The sequence below is a fragment of the Herpetosiphonaceae bacterium genome (assembly GCA_036374795.1).
Lineage (GTDB): Bacteria > Chloroflexota > Chloroflexia > Chloroflexales > Kallotenuaceae > LB3-1.
This window is the reverse complement of the sequence record DASUTC010000036.1, coordinates 17813-34533: the sequence shown is the minus strand read 5'-3', so window position 1 is coordinate 34533 and position 16721 is coordinate 17813. Positions and strand designations below refer to the sequence as shown.

Here is a 16721-nt window from a genome sequence, read left to right as displayed (position 1 = left end):
AAGCCAGATTCACCCCCCTAAACCCAAACACCCCCCGAACTATAACATTGGAGAAGATTCTCTATTATCCAGCGCCCCATGAAGCGGGCGCGTCATCATTTGATGCAAAAATCTGTGCTTGCCCCACGGTTTGGACCCCTTGAGCAAGCACATGATCAACCAGCCCACACGTAAGCGTGCAGCCGGAGGTTAGAGCATATGCTCTACTTGGCAGATTGTAGCATGCCCGCGCGCATCCGACAATCGGCGCGCCCCGGCTGCCTCATGAAAGGCAGCAGAACATGCCCAAAACACCGCAGAACCGGCCAAACTCACACCGCAGACAGTGGCGTCAGGATCGCATCGCCGTGCTCGACTACATCGATACCTACCAGCGCGCGCACCACGCCTCGCCCTCGCAGCGCATGATCGCGCGTGCCCTGGGGATGAGCGCGCCCTCGGTGGCTTACAACGCGATCCACGCGCTTGAGCGCCAGGACCTGCTCACGATCGCTGATCGGCCACGCGGCTGGCCCGCGCAGCTCCACATCACCATCCTGGGCTACGAGCGGCTTCAGGAGTGGCGCGCAACCCGCAGCGCCGAGGAGCCGGGCCGATGATGCGCTGGTCAATGCTGAGCCGAGTGTCTCGTCAGATCGTGAGGAGTGTCGAGCGCCTATGAGCCAGCGTATATCTCAGCCTTCCGCGCTCCTGATCTCCACAGGATCGGCGCTCTCGCGGCAGCGGCGTCGGCTGGCCGCCTACGGCTTCAAGATCCATGTCGCGTGCTCGCTGCTCACCGGATACACGCAGGCGCGGTGGCTGCTCAGAGCCACGGAGCCGGATCAACACATGCTCGTGCTGGTGGATGTGCATGCCACAGAGCCGGGCTTTCCTGAGCTATCGGGCGTGTTGCTGGTCGCGGCGCTGGCGCGGCAGATGCGGCTGCGCGAGATCAACCTGGCCTGGCTGATCGGTGTTGCCGCAGCGCCCACGCCGGAACAAGAGGACGAGGCATTGGCGGTCGGGTGCCAGCGCCTGGAGGCCATGCCGCTCAGCGACGACGCGGCATTTTCGCTGTGGTCGCTCGCAGCGCAGCCAGCGCCGATCCCGCATCTTGCCGCCCCGCCACAGGTAATCCAGATGATCCAGAGCTGCCAGAGCATCGCGCAGCGCATGCTGGAGTCGGCGCTGGCGACACAGATTGCCATCTGGACGCCGGAAGATGCCGCGCTGCTGCTACGCTGGCTCACGCCATATCCGTCGCCGGGACGTAGCAAGCAGCATGCGCTGATGACCAGCGAAGAGATCGCGCGGGTCGAGCGTCTGATCCGCTCGTTCGGCAGCCAGCAGGCCGCGCGGCAGCGCCTGGAGGCGATCGTCGAGCAGTGGCAGACCCGCTTTCCCCTGCATAGCGAGATTCTGCGGCGCTTCCTGCACGGCTGGGAGCGGCGTGAGATCGTGCAGCACTTCGTGGAGCGCAGGCTCTACGAGGATAGTCGCGTCTATGCCTGCATCAATGAGCTACCGGAGCGCATCAGTGCTCATCTCAACCGGCAGCAGTTGCTCCGGCTCGATCCATTCAATACCGAGTAGAACCACGCGCTCGATCCGGCCACGGAGCCAGCCGCAGCCAGCGCGACAGAGCGCAGCCCGGATACTGTCAAGCTCCGCGCTCATATACAGCGCTGATCCGCCCTGGATCGGCGCTGTACTCTGCGGCCACGTCAGCGTTGAGCGCCTGGAACTGCTCGCTCCTCATCGATCCTCGCTCAGGCCCGGCTTAAGAGCGTTGACACCTTTTTGACAATTGGCTCGGCGCACGCATTTTCTTTAACAGAGGTACACTTAGAGTGCATCCGAACGCTGCGAACTACCTGCTAATCGCCAGAGCAGGCTGATCCAGCTATCGCACATAAATAATTATGTCAACCCAATACTCGTCGAAGCGACGTGCGCAGCACCATGCCGATCGTCTCAGGAGAACATGATGTTTTCTTCACCCCCTTCTCTGTCCCGCACCGATGTGCTTACGGGCTGTCGTAATCTGCTATCTTTCGCCGACTGGCTGATCACCTACTGCGCCGACTCCCTGCGCGCGCCGATGTCGCTGGTATCGCTGGATCTGAATGCGTTCTCCTCGCTGGCTCACGACGCCAGCCAGGGCGATGCCGTTCTGCGCTGGGTGGCGATCATCCTGGCGGAAGAGCTGAGCGCCCCGATCTATCGCATTGGCGGCGATGAGTTTGTGTTCGTGCTGACGAGCCAGGATCACGCGACACATGCCACGCTCGGACACCTGCTCGTCGATCGGCTCAACCAGGAGGCGGAGCGCTTTGGACTACGGGTGCCGGTCGCGACGATCGCGATTATTCATTACACGGGCACCGAGCGGGTATCGCCCGCCGATATTCTGGGACAGTTGCGCACGGTGATCGCGGAGACGCGCACGCAGGTCTGCGCCCCGACCGCCACCTTTCACGCCGCGATGCTGCCGCAGACCTACGATCTCCACTATATCGTCGATGACATGCTGCACCGCATGGTCGCCCTCGGCCAGATGCTCGACGAGTCGCAGCAGTTGGCGAACACCGACCCGGTGACGGGATTGCCCAATCTGCGAGCCGCGACACAGGCGCTGACGGCGGCGATCATGAAGGCCGGCACGACCGGGCAGCCGTTCACGGTGCTGCTGATCGACGGCGATAATCTGCGCCGCTACAACGAGCTGGGCTATGCCGTCGGCGACACGATGCTGCAGCAGTTGAGCCACACGCTGCATGAGCGCCTGCGACCGAGCGATTTTCTCGCGCGCTGGCGTGTCGGCGACGAGTTCCTGGTGCTGCTGCCGAACACGCTGCTGGAGCACGGCGTGATACTGGGAGAGCGTCTGCGCAACGCGGTGCAGGAGGCCTCGTGCAACTGGCCGTTTCCAATCACGATCTCGATCGGCGTCGCGACCTACCCGCACCACGGCGCGACCGTCGAGGCGCTGATCCATGCTGGAGAGCGCGCCATCGATCAGGCCAAAGGCCAGGGCAAGAACTGTGTGGTGGCGGCGGTCTAGTGCAGCATGGTAGGTATCGTTTCCCGCAAAGGTTGCTTGATATTGCACCAGGGAACAAGGGAGCAAGGACGTTGAACGTTTTGTTCCTTTGTTCCCTTGTTCTTTTGTTTCCCGCCTAACGGCCTGCTGTTCGTTGTTCCGGGTGCTCTCTGGGCGTCTTTGTTCTCGCCCGCGCTACATTATTCGCAATCACCGCCGCCATCGCGCCAGCGCCGACGCCGTTGTCGATGTTGACCACCGCCAGACCGGGCGAGCACGTCTGAAGCATCGAGAGCAGCGCGGCCTGGCCCTGGCCGCCTATGCCGTAGCCCACCGAGGTTGGCAGCCCGATCACCGGCACGTCCACCAGCCCGGCGACGACCGAGGGCAGCGCGCCGTCCATGCCCGCCGCCACCACGATCACATCGACGGGCGTGCCCATCATGCGCCGCAGCGGCTCGATCAGCCGGTGCAGACCGGCCACGCCGACATCGCAGACCAGATGCACCTCGCAGCCCATCTCGCGGCAGACCACGGCGGCTTCCTCGGCCCGTGGCACGTCGGCAGTGCCAGCGGTGATAATGCCTACCTGCCCGCCCGTCTGTGGACGGAGCAGGCCGTGGCGACGCAGCACCACCACCTGGGCCGCATCGTAGCGCTCCCACGCCACCGAGTCGCCGAAGGCCTGCTCCAGCGCGCCGAGCGTCGCGGGCGGCGTGCGGCTGATGATCGCCCGCCCGACACGCTCCAGAAAACGCTGCGCGACCGCGACGACCTGCTCAGGTTGCTTCGGCCCGGCCAGAATCACCTCCGGCACACCCTTGCGCTGCTCGCGCCGGGGATCGAGATGGGCGAAGGAGTCCACGGCCTCGGACTCGTCGCCGCCGAACAGCGCGATCCGCAGGTCATGGAACGGATCGCGCACCGCCGACGCGCCATCGGAGTCGGGCGCGGGCCACTCATGCTGTGCTGTCATATGCTATCCAATCAGCTCAATCGTCTGCGGCTGCCGTCGTCTGAGCGGCTCGTTCATGCTGCCGCTGCGAAACCCCTGCAAGTCCAGCGTCACGTAGATGTAGCCCAGCGCCTTGAGCCGCTCGACCAGCGCCTCGCGTAGCTCAAGCGCGCGCGGCAGATCGTCCAGCGCCAGCTCCAGCCGGGCAATATCGCCGTGGTGCCGCACCCGAAAGCCGCTAAAGCCAAGCTCACGCAACGCGCGCTCGGCGGCGTCGATCTGCCGAAGCTGCTCCCCGTCGATCGTCTGGCCGTAGGGCACGCGCGACGACAGACAGGCGAATGACGGCTTGTTCCACGTGTCCAACCCCAGCCGCCGCGACAGCTCGCGAATCTCCGTCTTGGTCAGGCCCGCCTCAAGCAGCGGGCTGCGCACGTTCCACTCTAGCGCCGCCTGATGCCCTGGCCGGTGATCGCCCATGTCGTCGGCCATCGCGCCGTAGGCCACCCAGGCCAGATCGCGCTGGTGTGCCAGCGGAAAGAGCGCCGTGAACAGCGTTTGCTTGCAGTGGTAGCAGCGATCGGGCCGATTGGCGGCGTAGCGCTCGTCGGCCAGCTCGTCGGTGCGCACCACGACATGCTCGACGCCGATCGCCCGCGCCAGCCGCCGCGCCTCGTCCAGCTCCTCGCGTGGATACGTCTCCGAGTCGGCGGTCGCGGCCACGCAGCGCGCGCCCAGCACATCGGCGGCCACCTTGAGCAGCAGCGTGCTGTCCACGCCGCCCGAAAACGCCACCAGCGCCGATTCCATATCGGTCAGCGTCTGCCGGAGCCGCTGATATTTCGCCTGTAGATCAGATTCCATGCCCTTCCTCTTCCGAGTTTCGAGTTTCGAGTTTCAAGTTTCGAGTTCGGAGTTCAAAGTTTCAAATTCAAGGCTCTCCTTTGTTCTTGGTTCTTGGTTCTTGGTTCCGGGTGCCAGGCGGGTGCCATGCCCAAAGGGCACCCGGCATGGGCACCCTGCGTCTTGGTTCTTGCGTCCCCCGGCCTACCGTACCACCGCATGCGACAGGCGATGCAGCGAGACGCCCGACGGTGTCGGCAAGGGCTGCCTACATCAATTCATGTGCCCGCGTATCCAGGGCGCAGACGGCGGTACGCAGGTTGCTGACACGGCATCCTCTCGGACTCACCGATCGAAAGGAAGGAAGCGCATGGCACTCCCACATCGTCCGCTCGGCAAAACAGGCGTTCAGGTGCCGATCCTCGGCTACGGCACCGCGCCGCTGGGCAAGATCAAAGTGATGGACGCGCCGCTGATCAATAAGTCCGCCCGGCTGCTCAACCACGCCATCGATCAGGGCATCACCTACCTCGACACCAGCCCCGACTACGGCAGCCAGCCCAAGCTCGGCGAGGTGATGAAAAGCCGCCGCGACGAGGTCTTCCTGGCGACCAAGATCAACAAGCGCCGCCGCGACGACGTGCTGGCCGAGCTGCAACAAAACCTGAAGGAGCTTCAGACCGATCACGTGGATCTGCTGCAAATCCATGCGATCAACTCGATGGCCGATCTGGAGGCGGCGCTGGCTGCCGATGGCGCAATCAGCGCGCTTGAGGAGGCTCGCCGCCAGGGCATGACGCGCTTCGTCGGCATTACCGGCCACGCGCGGCCCGCCGTGCTGGCGCAGGCGCTTGAGCGCTACGATTTCGATACGGTGCTGGTGGCGCTCGGCGCGATCGACCGGCTGGTGAACGGGCCGGAGGATCTGCTGCTGCCGGTCGCGCAGCGCAAGCAGGCTGGCGTGATCGCGATGAAAGTGTACGGCCACGGCGAGCTACAGCAGCGCGCGCTGGCCCTGCGCTACTCGCTCGGTCTGCCGGGCGTGAGCCTGGCGATCCTGGGCATGGACGACGAGGCGCAGATCGATGAGAACGTGCGGCTGGCCCAGAGCATCACGCCGCTGAGCGAGCAGGAGCTGGGGTCGCTGATCCATGAGGCGCGCGGCCTGATCGAAAACGACAAGCCCTCCGACCGCAGCCCGATCTTCTGGATCTACGACAGCAAGACGATGGCCTGGAAAGAGAACAGCGAGCCGTTCGCGGTGGCGTATTAGCGCCTGAGCGCTGCGATGTGCCTGCCCGATCCAGCACCCGCCGTGAGCTACCCGCCCGCGCCCTGGCACACGTGCGGCGGCGCGTGGATCGGGCTATTCCGCGCCGACCAAGCCGTGCCGGTGCCGCCGGACCTGAAACCGCTGCTCGGCGCGCGCTGGCTGGTCGTCGCGCTGATCCGCCATCTCGCGGGCACGCTGCGCTACGATGAGCTGATCGTCGGCGCGCTCGTCCGGCGCGGCGCGCACCCTGGATTGCACGTGCATGCAATCTGGGTCGATAGCCGCGCCTCGCAGGCGAGTGGGCACCACATCTGGGGCCTGCCAAAAGTGCTGGCTCGGTTCGACTGGCGCGACTCGACCGTGCAGATCGCCGACGCCGACGGTCTGGTCGCCACGCTCCACATCGATCCGCGCACCGCGCTGCTGCCGCGTCTTCCCGTTGCCGTGCCAGTCTTTGGCGAGCGGAGCCAGCGGCGGCTACGGGCACTCGCGCTCGCCTCAGCCCGGCTGGGCCGCGCCGGTCTTCGGGTGGCTGCGTGGTCGGAGCGCTTTCCCTACCGTGTCGGCGCGAGGCCGCTCTTTGCCGTCGCCATGAAACCGTTCGATCTCGTGGTACACCCGCCCCGCACACTCGACGGCACAGGCGGCGCAGCGCGCTGATCTGCGCAGCATCGCGCAACCGATCTTGCGCAGAACCGCACGCATGTACGCAGGAAGCCAGAACAACCGAACAAAGAACAGCAGCAAACGTTTGTTCTTTGTTCTTTGCTTGTCGTTTGTTCCCTGAGTTGACACCGCTTGCTACAATAGTTCCTACCGGCACATTGCTTTCCTAATAACCCAACAGTCCAGGGCATGACACCGGTGGATAGCCAGCAGGTCCAACGCTGTACTCGTGCTGATCCCGCTATTCGACGCAATCTCTCGCTACAGATACTTCTTGAGTCAGCCCCCAGTCCAGGCGCGTGAGTGCCAGATCTTCACTTAGCGCCGCGTGCGATGCTCAGCACCAAAGGGGCGATCTCGCTGTACGCTTCAACGCTGCACCTACAGCGCGATCCTAGAACGAAAAGAGGTTTCGCATGACCGAAGCCGCGATCGTTGACACCATCCGAAACCAGCTCGCCGCCGGGGTAAGCCCGACCACCGACCAGGCCCAGGCGCTGCTTGCAACGATCGATGCGCTGCAAGCGGAGCTACAATCCGCTCAGGAGACGGCGGCGCAGGCTCGTCTTGAGCAAAACACCTACCAGGCGTTGATTGCGGCGCATCAGGCGTTAGTAAGCACCCACACCCGCGACTCGATCGAACATCAGCGGACGACCGAGGCGCTGCTGAGCAGTGAAGAGCGCTTCCGCGCGCTCTTCGACGGCGCGGCGATCGGCATCGCGCTCACCGATCTGGCAGGCCGCATCGTCGATACTAATCCGGCGCTCCAGCGTCTGCTCGGCTACAGCGAGGCCGAGCTGAGCCGCCAGGATGTTATGGCGCTGGCGTATCACGACGATCGCGATCTCGATCGCGCGCAGATGGAGTCGCTGCTTGACGGGCAGCAGGAGCATTATCAGATCGAGAAGCGCTACCTCCGCCGGGATGGAACCGTGCTCTGGAGCCTTCAGACCGTTTCGGCGATCTGCGAGGCACCGGGCCAGCCGCAGCTTGTGATCGTTATGATCGAGAACATCACCGAGCGCAAGAAGATGCAAGAGGCGCTGCTCGAGTCGGAGGGGCGCTATCGTGTGATTGCTGAGCTGACGTCTGATTATGCGTATTCCATGCGGCGCGCCCCAGATGGGCGCTTCGTCCGCGAGTGGGTGACGGATGCGTTTACGCGCATCACCGGCTACACGCTTGAGGAGTTCGATGCGCTTGGCAATTGGGCCAGCCTGGTTCATCCCGACGACATGGCGATCGTCCAGGTCCACGAGCAGGCAGTGCTGGCAGGCGGGAGAGATGAGACGCAATTTCGCATCATCACCAAGGCGGGAGAGGTCCGCTGGCTGTACGAGTTTGGCTATCCTGTTTGGGACGCCGCTCAGCAGCGCGTGATCCGTATCTTTGGCGCGGCCTCGGATATTACCGAGCGCAAACACGCCGAGGATGCGCTGCACTTTCTTGCTCATGCGAGCAAGATCTTCAATGCGTCGCTTGACTACGAGACGACGCTTGAGCAGGTGGCGCGGCTATCGGTGCCGTTTCTGGCCGAGAGCTGCCTGATCGATCTGATCGAAGACGATCGCTCGGTGCGGCGACTGGTCATCGCCCACGCCGACCCTGATAAGGAGCAGCTTCTACGCCAGATGAGTGAGCGCTATCCGATCGATGCGCAGTGGCCGCTGCCGATCGCCCAGGTGCTACAAAACCAGAACTCGCTCTTGATCGCCGATGTCTCGCACACGCTGCTGCAAGATGTCGCCCGCGACGAAGAGCAGCTACGCCTGCTGAAGCAGCTTCATCTACAATCGGCGATTATCGTGCCGCTGACGGCCCGCAGCCGCGTGCTGGGCACGATGATTTTTTTCTCGGAGAAACCGAGCCAGCAGTACGATGCCGAAGATCTGGCCTTAGCCGAGGAACTGGGAGTACGTGCAGGAATGGCCGTGGACAACGCGCGGCTCTACCGCGAGGCGCGGGCTGCGGTCGAGGCGCGCGACGAGTTCTTATCGATCGCCGCTCACGAGTTGAAAACACCGACCGCCGCGCTGATCAGCGCGACGTACCTGTTGCAGCGCTGGATCGCCCAGGAGCAGCCGCCGCCGAGCGAGCGGTTCAAGCGCGAGCTTCTGGTGATTGATCTGGCCTCGCGGCGGCTCAACAATCTGATCGATGAGCTGACCGAGTTTGCGCAGATCCAGACTGGTCGTTTCAGCATCGAGCGGCGGCCCGTTGTGCTGGTCGAGCTTGCCCGGCATGTTTTGGAGCAGCTACAGCCAACATCACGTCATTATGTCCAGTTAATCTGCCCCGATGAGTCGCTGACCGTCGAGGGCGACGCGGCCCGACTTGCGCGCGCGCTGCACAATCTGGCGCAGAATGCGATCAAGTACAGCCCACGCGGCGGAATCGTCACCGTGCGAGTCGTGCGTCAGGGCGACGATGCGCTGATCAGCGTCAGCGATCAGGGGATCGGCGTTCCAGACGCAGCGCAGCCGCAGCTCTTTCAGCGCTTCTACCGGGCCAGCAATGCCGTGCAGCAGAATATCGGCGGGATGGGCATCGGGCTTTATCTCGTCAAGGAGATTGTGACGCATCACGGCGGGCAGGTCGAGGTCAGAAGTAGGGAAGGATTCGGCAGCACGTTTACCATGCGCCTGCCGCTCCACAGCCCCCCTGAATAGCTCAGGCTGGCGTCAGCGCCCAATGATCGGGAAACGCGGTGTTTGGAAAGATCGCCCGCGCCTCGGCCAGTAGCTCCAGCCACTCCTCGCGACGATAGCGGTCTGAGATATGGAACAAGATCAGGCGCTCGACGTTGGCGCGACGAGCCAGATCGGCAGCCTGCATGGCCGTCATGTGGTAGTGCCGCTCGGCGTAGGCTGCGTCGGCCTGACGATACTGACTTTCACAGATGACCGTCTTGCAACCTCGGAGCGCGTGTACCAGCCGCTCCTGTGCCCGCTGATCCAGAATAAAATCCGTCAAATAGGCCAGCGAGTCGCCCGGCTTTTCGATCAGCAGCGCCTCCCGTAGCGTCGCCCGCTCGTACGTCACGCCATCGACCTCAAGCGTGGCCGGTTCGTTGGGGCGGCGGATTTTGACCCATTCCAGCCACGGGCCGGGCCGCAGGCCCAGCGCTTCCAGCCGGGCGCGATCGATATTGCGGCGCGGCTTTTCACGGACGATGTAGGCCATCGATGGCGACAGATGTTCCATGTGCAGCGCCTCGACGGTGAAGCTCGCCTCGTCGATCAGCGTACCCGCGAATGGCTGCGAGTCCATGTCGTGTGCTTCGGCAAAGGCTTCGCCGACAGCATACCGAAAACGGTCCAGCCGATCCGAGTGAATATCATGCACATACCACTGGCCGGGCTGGTCGGCGTGCAGGTTCCACAGGAAGCCGCGAAACCGGTGGTGAATGATCCGGCTGGTTTCGGGCGGACCCCAGATCAGGTTGGGTTTACTGGTGCGGTTGAAGTTGCTGCGAAAGAATGAGTCGAAGCCGCCGATATGATCCATGTGCAGGTGCGAAAAGAGCAGATGGTCGATCGCCAGTACGTCGGCGTAGGGCACCTCCGCCACGCAGCCCTCGCCACAGTCGAAGAGCAGCCGATGGATTGCCTGCCCGCTTGTCACCCACACAAAGAGCGCGTTGTCGTGTCCGGCAGCGCCCAGCACTTGATACAAGATACTCATATCGTCCGTCCGGTCCTCGGTAGCGCTAGCGCTCGTCGCGCCCGCTGCCGATACGTCCTTTGCCGCCGATGCTCAGGATGCTTCCCGCGCTGCCGATGCTCAGGATGCTTCCCGCACTGCCGATGCTCAGAACGCTTATCAGGCTGTTGATGCTCAGAATGCTCCCCGCGCTGGCAATGCTGCGATACGATAGCACGCTCCACTTGCCGGAGCGCCCCGTGCCTTCAAACACATATTTGCGCATGGCCTTACCCCTTCTAACGCCTCGTCTACAATCGCAGTGAGCGATCTCTATCGATCATGCTCTACCCCAAGTATAACAACTCGCGCTCCCGAAACATGCAGGAGCGCAAGCTTGTGTGCCGATAGGCCGAGGCCTGGGTGTCCCAAACATTCCTGATCCCGACGCAGGATGATGTGAGATCTTCCCGCTAAGAAGCCCCAAGCGAGACTAGAGCGCTTTACGCCAGAAGAGCACGACACTGCCGCGCAGCATACTGGCGATGATGAAGAGCGTCTGGTAGTTGTTGACCTGTAACGGGCCAAGTGACCAGCGCACGTTCGCCAGGATGTCGGCCAGCCCACCGGCCAGCGTCGACGCCACGAAGAAGCCCATCCCGGTCGTCGCCGCGAAGAGCGCAAGGTAGGCACCGCGTGCCTCGCGCGGCACCTGCTCCATCAGACGGTTCGATTGCGCCAGCACAAGGCCAGGCCACCAGATCCCGGAGACAACCGCGTTGAGATACAGAATCCAGAGCGTCGTCGGCGTCGTCAGCACCCAGGCCCACGGCAGCACAATTACGCCCGCCATACATACGATCAGCACGCGGCGGTGTCCCACCCGGTCGGCGATCCGGCCCCACAGCGGCAGCGACAACAGGCTGATCGCCGAGGTTAGCACGTCGAACAGGGCGAGCGTCGTGAACGGGATGTGCAACACCTGGAGCGCATGAGCGCTAAAAAACGATGCCGCCGTGCCGAGCGCCGCGTTCCAGACGATCATCGCCGTCATGAACTGGCGGAATGACGCTAAGCGCCACGGTATGCGCAGCACGTCGGCGAGCGGCAGCCGCGCGCGAAGCTGCATCGACGGCTCTGGCTGACGCGCCAGCAGCGCCGTGCTGATCGCGCCGCAGATCACGCCAACACCAAAGAGCACCGCGTAGCCGTCTGCCGACCGTCCCAGCGACCGCATGTGATCGAGCCACATTCCGGCCCCGGCGTTGACGATCATCGCGCACGCGGCCAGAGCTGTGTTACGTACGCCGAAGTAGCGTCCGCGCAGCCGGGGCGGTACCAAATCGGTCATCCAGTTGGTCCAGGCATTGGTGCAGAATGCCAGCAGTGCGTGCGAGATCAGCAGCGTCACGACCAGCAGGCCCAGGCGCTGGCTCATGGTTAAAGGCAGGTAGGGCAGCACCATCAGCCCCAGCCAGAACAAGCGCCCCAGCGAGCCACCCACTGCGATCAGCTTGCGTCGTCCAAAGCGCTCGATCAGCCAGGCCCCAAGTAGCTGGAGCGGCTGGATCAAAAAGGGCAGCGCCGCCGCAATGCCGAGTGTCGTATTCCCCGCGCCAAGGAGGAGCGCGAAGCCCGTTAGAAACGCGCCTGCTGTCAGCGTTATGTGAACTTGGGCAAACACGCCTTCGATCAGCGACAGCTTAAGTCCTGTGCGCACCTCAGCAGGCGAAAGCGTACTTTCCTCGCAGGAAAGCTCTTGGGGCATACCAGAAACAAGTGTGCGAGCGCGTGCAAGGAAGTGCATATTTAGATTAACACGTTGTCCGCAGCGACGAACAGCGCGCTGTTACTCCTTTCCAGATGAAGCGATATTCGGTGATGAATAGTACCCGCGTATCGCAGGAGCAGTGCTGATAGATGGCTGACATCTCGATCAACCGAAAGGATGCCGCAGATCTAGTACGCAAGACTAAGCAGAACGTCAAGCATATGAGCCATCGATCAATGGGATAGGCGAGGGTAAAGGCTTGACAAAATTTTGACAACCTTACAGCAAGAACCTATGTTATCGACGTCGGTTTGCCTGCTGATCCAGGTTTTTTATTCCGCAGTTAAAATTCTGCGATACCTTCCGCAAACATCAATCATTATGTAAACAAAGCAACATATACATGAGCGAGCAGAGGGTATGAGGGCTCATACCCTCCTTACAGCAGCGCGCACATTCATCGAGCATGGATCTCTTGTTTGTATTCAGCACCGCCGTGCTCTGAGCGTCTGCCGTACGCCACCCAACAACAGATCCAAAATAATGATTCAAAGATCAACATCTCATCTCTACAACGTCAATACGGCTGCTCGGTGCGATCAGGCGTTGCACCGTCGTACAATAGGGGTATGAGGGCTCATACCCTACTAAGGTTGTTGCATCGTTGTACATTATGGGGTATGAGGGCTCATGCCCCAAACGATGTACGAGGGTATGAGGGCTCATACCCATGCTGACGCCAGACCCAGGAGCGGCTATGCTTCTTTCGCGTCTGAGGCAACCTGTAGTACAATAGAGGCTCCCAGCAATTAGCCAGGAGAGTCTATGCAAGTCATCGCCATAGCGAACGAAAAGGGCGGCGTGGGTAAAACGACAACTACCGTCAACCTTGCCGCTGCGCTGGGGTTAGCAGGGCACCGAGTCTTAGTCATCGATCTTGATAGCCAGGGGCACGCAACTGAGTGGCTTGGAGTTACGAAAGCGCGCGTGCCTGTCGATCGTTCGGCCTACGCGATCTTATCCAGCCAGGCAGAGCTGCCGGCAACCTTGCTGCGAACCGGCGAGCACAACGTTGTTTTGTGCGCGGCTCATGCGCTGCTGGCAAAAGCAGCCCTGGAGCTAGGGTCGAACGTCGAAGGGCTGTTTGTGCTGAAGGATGCGCTGCGCATCGACCTCCCGATCGACTATGTGTTGATCGACTGTCCCCCCGCCAAAGGCGCGGTCGTCTTCAACGCGCTCATCGCCGCCGATCTCGTGGTCGCGCCGGTGCTCTCGCAGGCGCTCAGTTTGGAAGGTCTGGGCGAACTCAACGAAACCGTGGCGCGAGTTCAGGGCAGATACTCACCCCATCTCCCAGCGCCACTGATACTGATCAACGACTATGAGGGCCGTTCAGGAGCCGATCGGCAGATTCAGGAGTACCTGCGCTCACAGTTCGGATCGCAGGTGTTTCGCACGATGATCGGTCGTGATGCGCCGCTTCGAGAATGCTTTGCTGCCAAAGAAAGCATCTTCCGCTACCGTAAGACAGCTCGATCCGCCGGACAATTTCGTGAGCTTGTCGATGAGCTGAAAGGTCGCCTCGGTGAGTAAGAAGAAATCGATCAACCTGGACCAGTTTTTTAGTCCGGCAGCCGACGATAACGATCTTGCCTTTCTCCTCGGCGCAACGCCGGAGGAAACGGTGCAGCGCGCGACAGAGCGGGGCTTGCCGCTGACGTATCTGCCAACTGAAACGATCGCGCCGGACCCCCACCAGTTGCGGCACCTGCCTGAGCCTCAACAGCTACTCCGTCAGGCAGAGTCCGGAGATCGGGCGGCGGCGGCGGTGGTTGCCAGCTTGCGCGAGCTTGGCATGTCGATGCAAGAGCACGGGCAGATCCAGCCGGTGATCGTCTATGCCGACAGCGATCCGCAAAACCCGGCGATCACGCATCGTCTGCTGAACGGGCAGCGCCGCTGGAGCGCCGCAGAGCTGGTCGGCTTGCCAACGCTATGGGTCGTCGAGGTGCCCAGGCCGAAAGATACCGAGCGATTGCTGCATCAGTTTGAAGAAAACGAGCGGCGTGAAGGATTTTCGGATATGGAGCGTGCCTGGGCGATCATGGCGCTGCGTAGTGCGATCCAGGCAGAGACAGGTGCCGATGTCGCCTGGACCATTATCGAGGAGCGGATGCGGCTTTCGACTCAGCGCCGTCAGGATCTTCTCCGTCTCCTGCGCTTCTCTCCCGAAGGCCAGTCGATCATCATGCGCTACGGCTGGTCTGAGTGGACGTTACGCCCACTGCATATGGCCCTGAATGCGGGACAGTTGAGCGCCGAGGAAGCAACAGATATGCTGCGGGTGCTGGCGGAGACGCCCGATGTAACAACCACTGTGGTCAACGCGCTGATCGAGGCGTATCGTCAGCGGCCTGTGGGAGAGACGGCTGACATATCTGAGGAAGAGCCTGCATCGCCAGGACCAAAGATGCGCCATACGGCAGAGCGCGATGTCGTGCAGCGTCTGGCACGGATGCGGCGTAATGTGGAGCAGCTACGACATCAAATGCGTCGTAGCACCGATCCGAGCAATCGCCAGGCGTGGCGTGCGGAGGTCGAGGCGCTGCGCAAGAGCCTGGACGAGTTGCTTGAGCAGCTTTAGTATGCGACTTTGGTTTACATAACATTTTCCTCGGATAAGCCTTTGCCTCTTGAGATCTACAAAGCAGCGCCGCCCCATATTCCTCTACGGGCGGCGCTCATGTGCTGGCAATGCGAGAATCATCTTCGGTTGTGATCGGATTCACAAATAGACATAACCGCTTTGCAACGGAATGGTTGCGCAGCCACAAAGAAGCTTTAGCCGGTGATCACCACTCGGTTTCCTCGGCGATAATATAGCGCCGGTCGCGCGACTGGCCGACCGCACGCAAGAAATGATTCTCGACCAGATACTTGAGATCAGCCTGGACGGTGCGCCGGGCTCGGTCGCTTGAGGCGCGAATCGCCTGTTCGAGCGTTATCTCGCGATACTTTCGAGCTAGCTCCAGCAGCGCGCGGCGCGGCGGCGTCAGCGTCGCAACATTCGGCGCTTCGGGTCCGCGCATCGTGACGATGAACGACGCTCCGGTGTCGCGCATGCCGAGCGGCGGCAGATCGTTGAGCTTGAGCAGGTTGATCACCGTGGGCAGGCCCATGCCGAACGCCTCGATATAGCCAGACTGGTACAGCAACTGGGCGATCGTGGGGTTGCGCGCGCGGCTGCCGCTGTACAAGATATTATCCTCGGTGATGCCGGGCGGAAGGCCACCAGGCGACCGCCACTCGATCCGATCGGTAAACATCGAGATCTGCGTGCGCGCGCCGAGCAAATTATAGTCGCGGTGGGTGACGGCATTGGCAGTTAGCTCGCGGAGAGCTTTGCGCGGATAATCAGGCCGCTCCTCACGCTGCGGGCCGGAGTCGGTGTTAATGCTCCGGCGGGTATTGCTCCACAGGTATTTCTCTACCTCATCGATCTGCTGGGTGAGCGTGCCCCCATAGCGGCGAAAGTGGAGCGTCTCGGTGACAAGATCGGGGCGTGTTCCGGCGAAATGCGCCAGGGCAATATCGGTGTGTTCGAGGAACGCCTGCGGACGACGCCCGAAGATCAGGAGGCCGGCCAGCGTGGGGATCAAGCGTCCGTCGCGATCGACCACGCAGCGCATCTCGCGCAAGAAGGCCATCGGATCTTTCGTGCCGCCATCATAGCGGTCGCTCTCGGTTGCCCTGGCAATGTGATGGGCAACAGCATCCAGATCCAGATCCGATAGTTCTGCACGGTCGACGGGTAATGTATCTATGCGCTCATCGCCGATATGGGCAACCAGTTCATTCACGAAGCACCTCCACGCCGGATTCTATCACATCTCGGCAACCATACCATGCTGCATGTGTGCAGTTCTGCGCAAAACTTTTTGCACAGAACTGCGCGAAACTGTAGTAACGTCACTCGACGGCGGCCTCTTGATCAGCGGCGGCACGTCCAGATCAAGGATTGTGTTTGGGATGTAGCGTACGAAATTGCGCATCACAAAGGGATATTTCGGTCGTCGTCTCCCTGGAACTTTGTTCCTTATTCCGTTTTTCCGTCTTCAACCCCTGCCTCACGGCACACTCGAAACATGGACATCGATCGCCAAGAAGTCGACATAATATAGCCACGATCGGCAGCAGACGAGACAGCCGCCGCGCTTTACGGGTGGCAATCGGACGCCTCACAGCAGTTATGTGCAGTACTTTTTGCACAGAACTGCACTCAACCACGCTGCTCCTGCGAAAACCTGCACGCAACCTGCGCGCAAAGCTCTAGGCATTTGCACTCTCTTTTTCTACACTGATATCGGCGCAGGTTGCTGGCATTCGTCGCGTGATGACGTGGCTTCCAGGCAAGTCAGCGCAGCGGAGCATGTAGGCGATCCACGACCCAACGGCGGACGACCTGTAGGGGTTGTGATGATTGCTGTCGAGCGGCAGAGGGCAAACTGCTCATCGGCGGCGGGACACTCTGGCAACAACGACG

The 16721-nt window shown here is 61.9% G+C and carries 14 protein-coding genes; 8 read left to right on the top strand and 6 right to left on the bottom strand.

The annotated features are described in order from the left end of the window. Nucleotides 1-281: 281 nt before the first annotated feature. From VFZ66_02005 to VFZ66_01995, 3 genes are all read left to right on the top strand, one after another. The gene (locus tag VFZ66_02005; GenBank protein HEX6287929.1) at nt 282-599 is read left to right on the top strand and encodes a hypothetical protein; all 318 of its coding nucleotides are present in this window, start codon (nt 282-284) and stop codon (nt 597-599) included. Between the two features lie 58 nt (nt 600-657). Further along, complete coding sequence (locus tag VFZ66_02000) at nt 658-1575, top strand: hypothetical protein (protein ID HEX6287928.1); 918 nt, start codon at nt 658-660, stop codon at nt 1573-1575. Nucleotides 1576-1966: 391 nt separating this feature from the next. Continuing rightward, nucleotides 1967-3046 (top strand): diguanylate cyclase, encoded by a 1080-nt coding sequence (locus VFZ66_01995; protein ID HEX6287927.1) that lies wholly within the window; start codon nt 1967-1969, stop codon nt 3044-3046. Between the two features lie 115 nt (nt 3047-3161). Here the strand turns inward: VFZ66_01995 and larB are convergent, their stop codons facing one another. Both larB and larE read right to left on the bottom strand, forming a co-directional pair. Further along, nucleotides 3162-4001 carry a nickel pincer cofactor biosynthesis protein LarB gene (gene larB, locus VFZ66_01990; GenBank protein ID HEX6287926.1) on the bottom strand — a complete coding sequence of 280 codons (840 nt, stop codon included), beginning with the start codon at nt 3999-4001 and terminating at the stop codon, nt 3162-3164. A gap of 3 nt (nt 4002-4004) precedes the next feature. Next, the gene (gene larE / locus VFZ66_01985) at nt 4005-4844 is read right to left on the bottom strand and encodes an ATP-dependent sacrificial sulfur transferase LarE (GenBank protein HEX6287925.1); all 840 of its coding nucleotides are present in this window, start codon (nt 4842-4844) and stop codon (nt 4005-4007) included. 349 nt (nt 4845-5193) lie between these two features. Here larE and VFZ66_01980 point away from each other — a divergent pair, with 349 nt between their 5' ends. The 3 genes from VFZ66_01980 (at nt 5194) to VFZ66_01970 (ending at nt 9434) form a co-directional block, all read left to right on the top strand. Then, a complete protein-coding gene (locus VFZ66_01980) occupies nt 5194-6096 on the top strand; it encodes an aldo/keto reductase (GenBank protein ID HEX6287924.1) in 903 nt (300 codons plus the stop codon). 15 nt (nt 6097-6111) lie between these two features. Further along, complete coding sequence (locus tag VFZ66_01975; protein ID HEX6287923.1) at nt 6112-6756, top strand: acetoacetate decarboxylase family protein; 645 nt, start codon at nt 6112-6114, stop codon at nt 6754-6756. Between the two features lie 422 nt (nt 6757-7178). Then, on the top strand, nt 7179-9434 hold the full coding sequence (locus VFZ66_01970; protein ID HEX6287922.1) for a PAS domain S-box protein: 2256 nt from the start codon (nt 7179-7181) through the stop codon (nt 9432-9434). A gap of 1 nt (nt 9435) precedes the next feature. Here the strand turns inward: VFZ66_01970 and VFZ66_01965 are convergent, their stop codons facing one another. From VFZ66_01965 to VFZ66_01955, 3 genes are all read right to left on the bottom strand, one after another. Beyond that, nucleotides 9436-10449 (bottom strand): MBL fold metallo-hydrolase, encoded by a 1014-nt coding sequence (locus VFZ66_01965; protein HEX6287921.1) that lies wholly within the window; start codon nt 10447-10449, stop codon nt 9436-9438. A gap of 25 nt (nt 10450-10474) precedes the next feature. Continuing rightward, a complete protein-coding gene (locus VFZ66_01960) occupies nt 10475-10693 on the bottom strand; it encodes a hypothetical protein (protein ID HEX6287920.1) in 219 nt (72 codons plus the stop codon). Between the two features lie 207 nt (nt 10694-10900). Continuing rightward, entirely contained in the window at nt 10901-12175 is a 1275-nt protein-coding gene (locus VFZ66_01955) for an MFS transporter (protein ID HEX6287919.1), read from the bottom strand. Nucleotides 12176-13003: 828 nt separating this feature from the next. Here VFZ66_01955 and VFZ66_01950 point away from each other — a divergent pair. After that, nucleotides 13004-13771 (top strand): ParA family protein, encoded by a 768-nt coding sequence (locus VFZ66_01950; GenBank protein ID HEX6287918.1) that lies wholly within the window; start codon nt 13004-13006, stop codon nt 13769-13771. After that, nucleotides 13764-14822 carry a ParB N-terminal domain-containing protein gene (locus tag VFZ66_01945; protein ID HEX6287917.1) on the top strand — a complete coding sequence of 353 codons (1059 nt, stop codon included), beginning with the start codon at nt 13764-13766 and terminating at the stop codon, nt 14820-14822. Before VFZ66_01950 ends, VFZ66_01945 begins: the two co-directional genes overlap by 8 nt. Before the next feature lie 208 nt (nt 14823-15030). Here VFZ66_01945 and VFZ66_01940 read toward each other — a convergent pair whose 3' ends face one another. Beyond that, nucleotides 15031-16038 carry an ATP-binding protein gene (locus VFZ66_01940; GenBank protein HEX6287916.1) on the bottom strand — a complete coding sequence of 336 codons (1008 nt, stop codon included), beginning with the start codon at nt 16036-16038 and terminating at the stop codon, nt 15031-15033. Nucleotides 16039-16721 lie beyond the last annotated feature (683 nt).

Coding starts and splice junctions, on each gene's coding strand:
- VFZ66_02005 (HEX6287929.1), top strand. CDS start 282: ATGCCCAAAACACCGCAGAACCGGCCAAACTCACACCGCAGACAGTGG.
- VFZ66_02000 (HEX6287928.1), top strand. CDS start 658: ATGAGCCAGCGTATATCTCAGCCTTCCGCGCTCCTGATCTCCACAGGA.
- VFZ66_01995 (HEX6287927.1), top strand. CDS start 1,967: ATGATGTTTTCTTCACCCCCTTCTCTGTCCCGCACCGATGTGCTTACG.
- larB (HEX6287926.1), bottom strand. CDS start 4,001: ATGACAGCACAGCATGAGTGGCCCGCGCCCGACTCCGATGGCGCGTCG.
- larE (HEX6287925.1), bottom strand. CDS start 4,844: ATGGAATCTGATCTACAGGCGAAATATCAGCGGCTCCGGCAGACGCTG.
- VFZ66_01980 (HEX6287924.1), top strand. CDS start 5,194: ATGGCACTCCCACATCGTCCGCTCGGCAAAACAGGCGTTCAGGTGCCG.
- VFZ66_01975 (HEX6287923.1), top strand. CDS start 6,112: ATGTGCCTGCCCGATCCAGCACCCGCCGTGAGCTACCCGCCCGCGCCC.
- VFZ66_01970 (HEX6287922.1), top strand. CDS start 7,179: ATGACCGAAGCCGCGATCGTTGACACCATCCGAAACCAGCTCGCCGCC.
- VFZ66_01965 (HEX6287921.1), bottom strand. CDS start 10,449: ATGAGTATCTTGTATCAAGTGCTGGGCGCTGCCGGACACGACAACGCG.
- VFZ66_01960 (HEX6287920.1), bottom strand. CDS start 10,693: ATGCGCAAATATGTGTTTGAAGGCACGGGGCGCTCCGGCAAGTGGAGC.
- VFZ66_01955 (HEX6287919.1), bottom strand. CDS start 12,175: ATGCCCCAAGAGCTTTCCTGCGAGGAAAGTACGCTTTCGCCTGCTGAG.
- VFZ66_01950 (HEX6287918.1), top strand. CDS start 13,004: ATGCAAGTCATCGCCATAGCGAACGAAAAGGGCGGCGTGGGTAAAACG.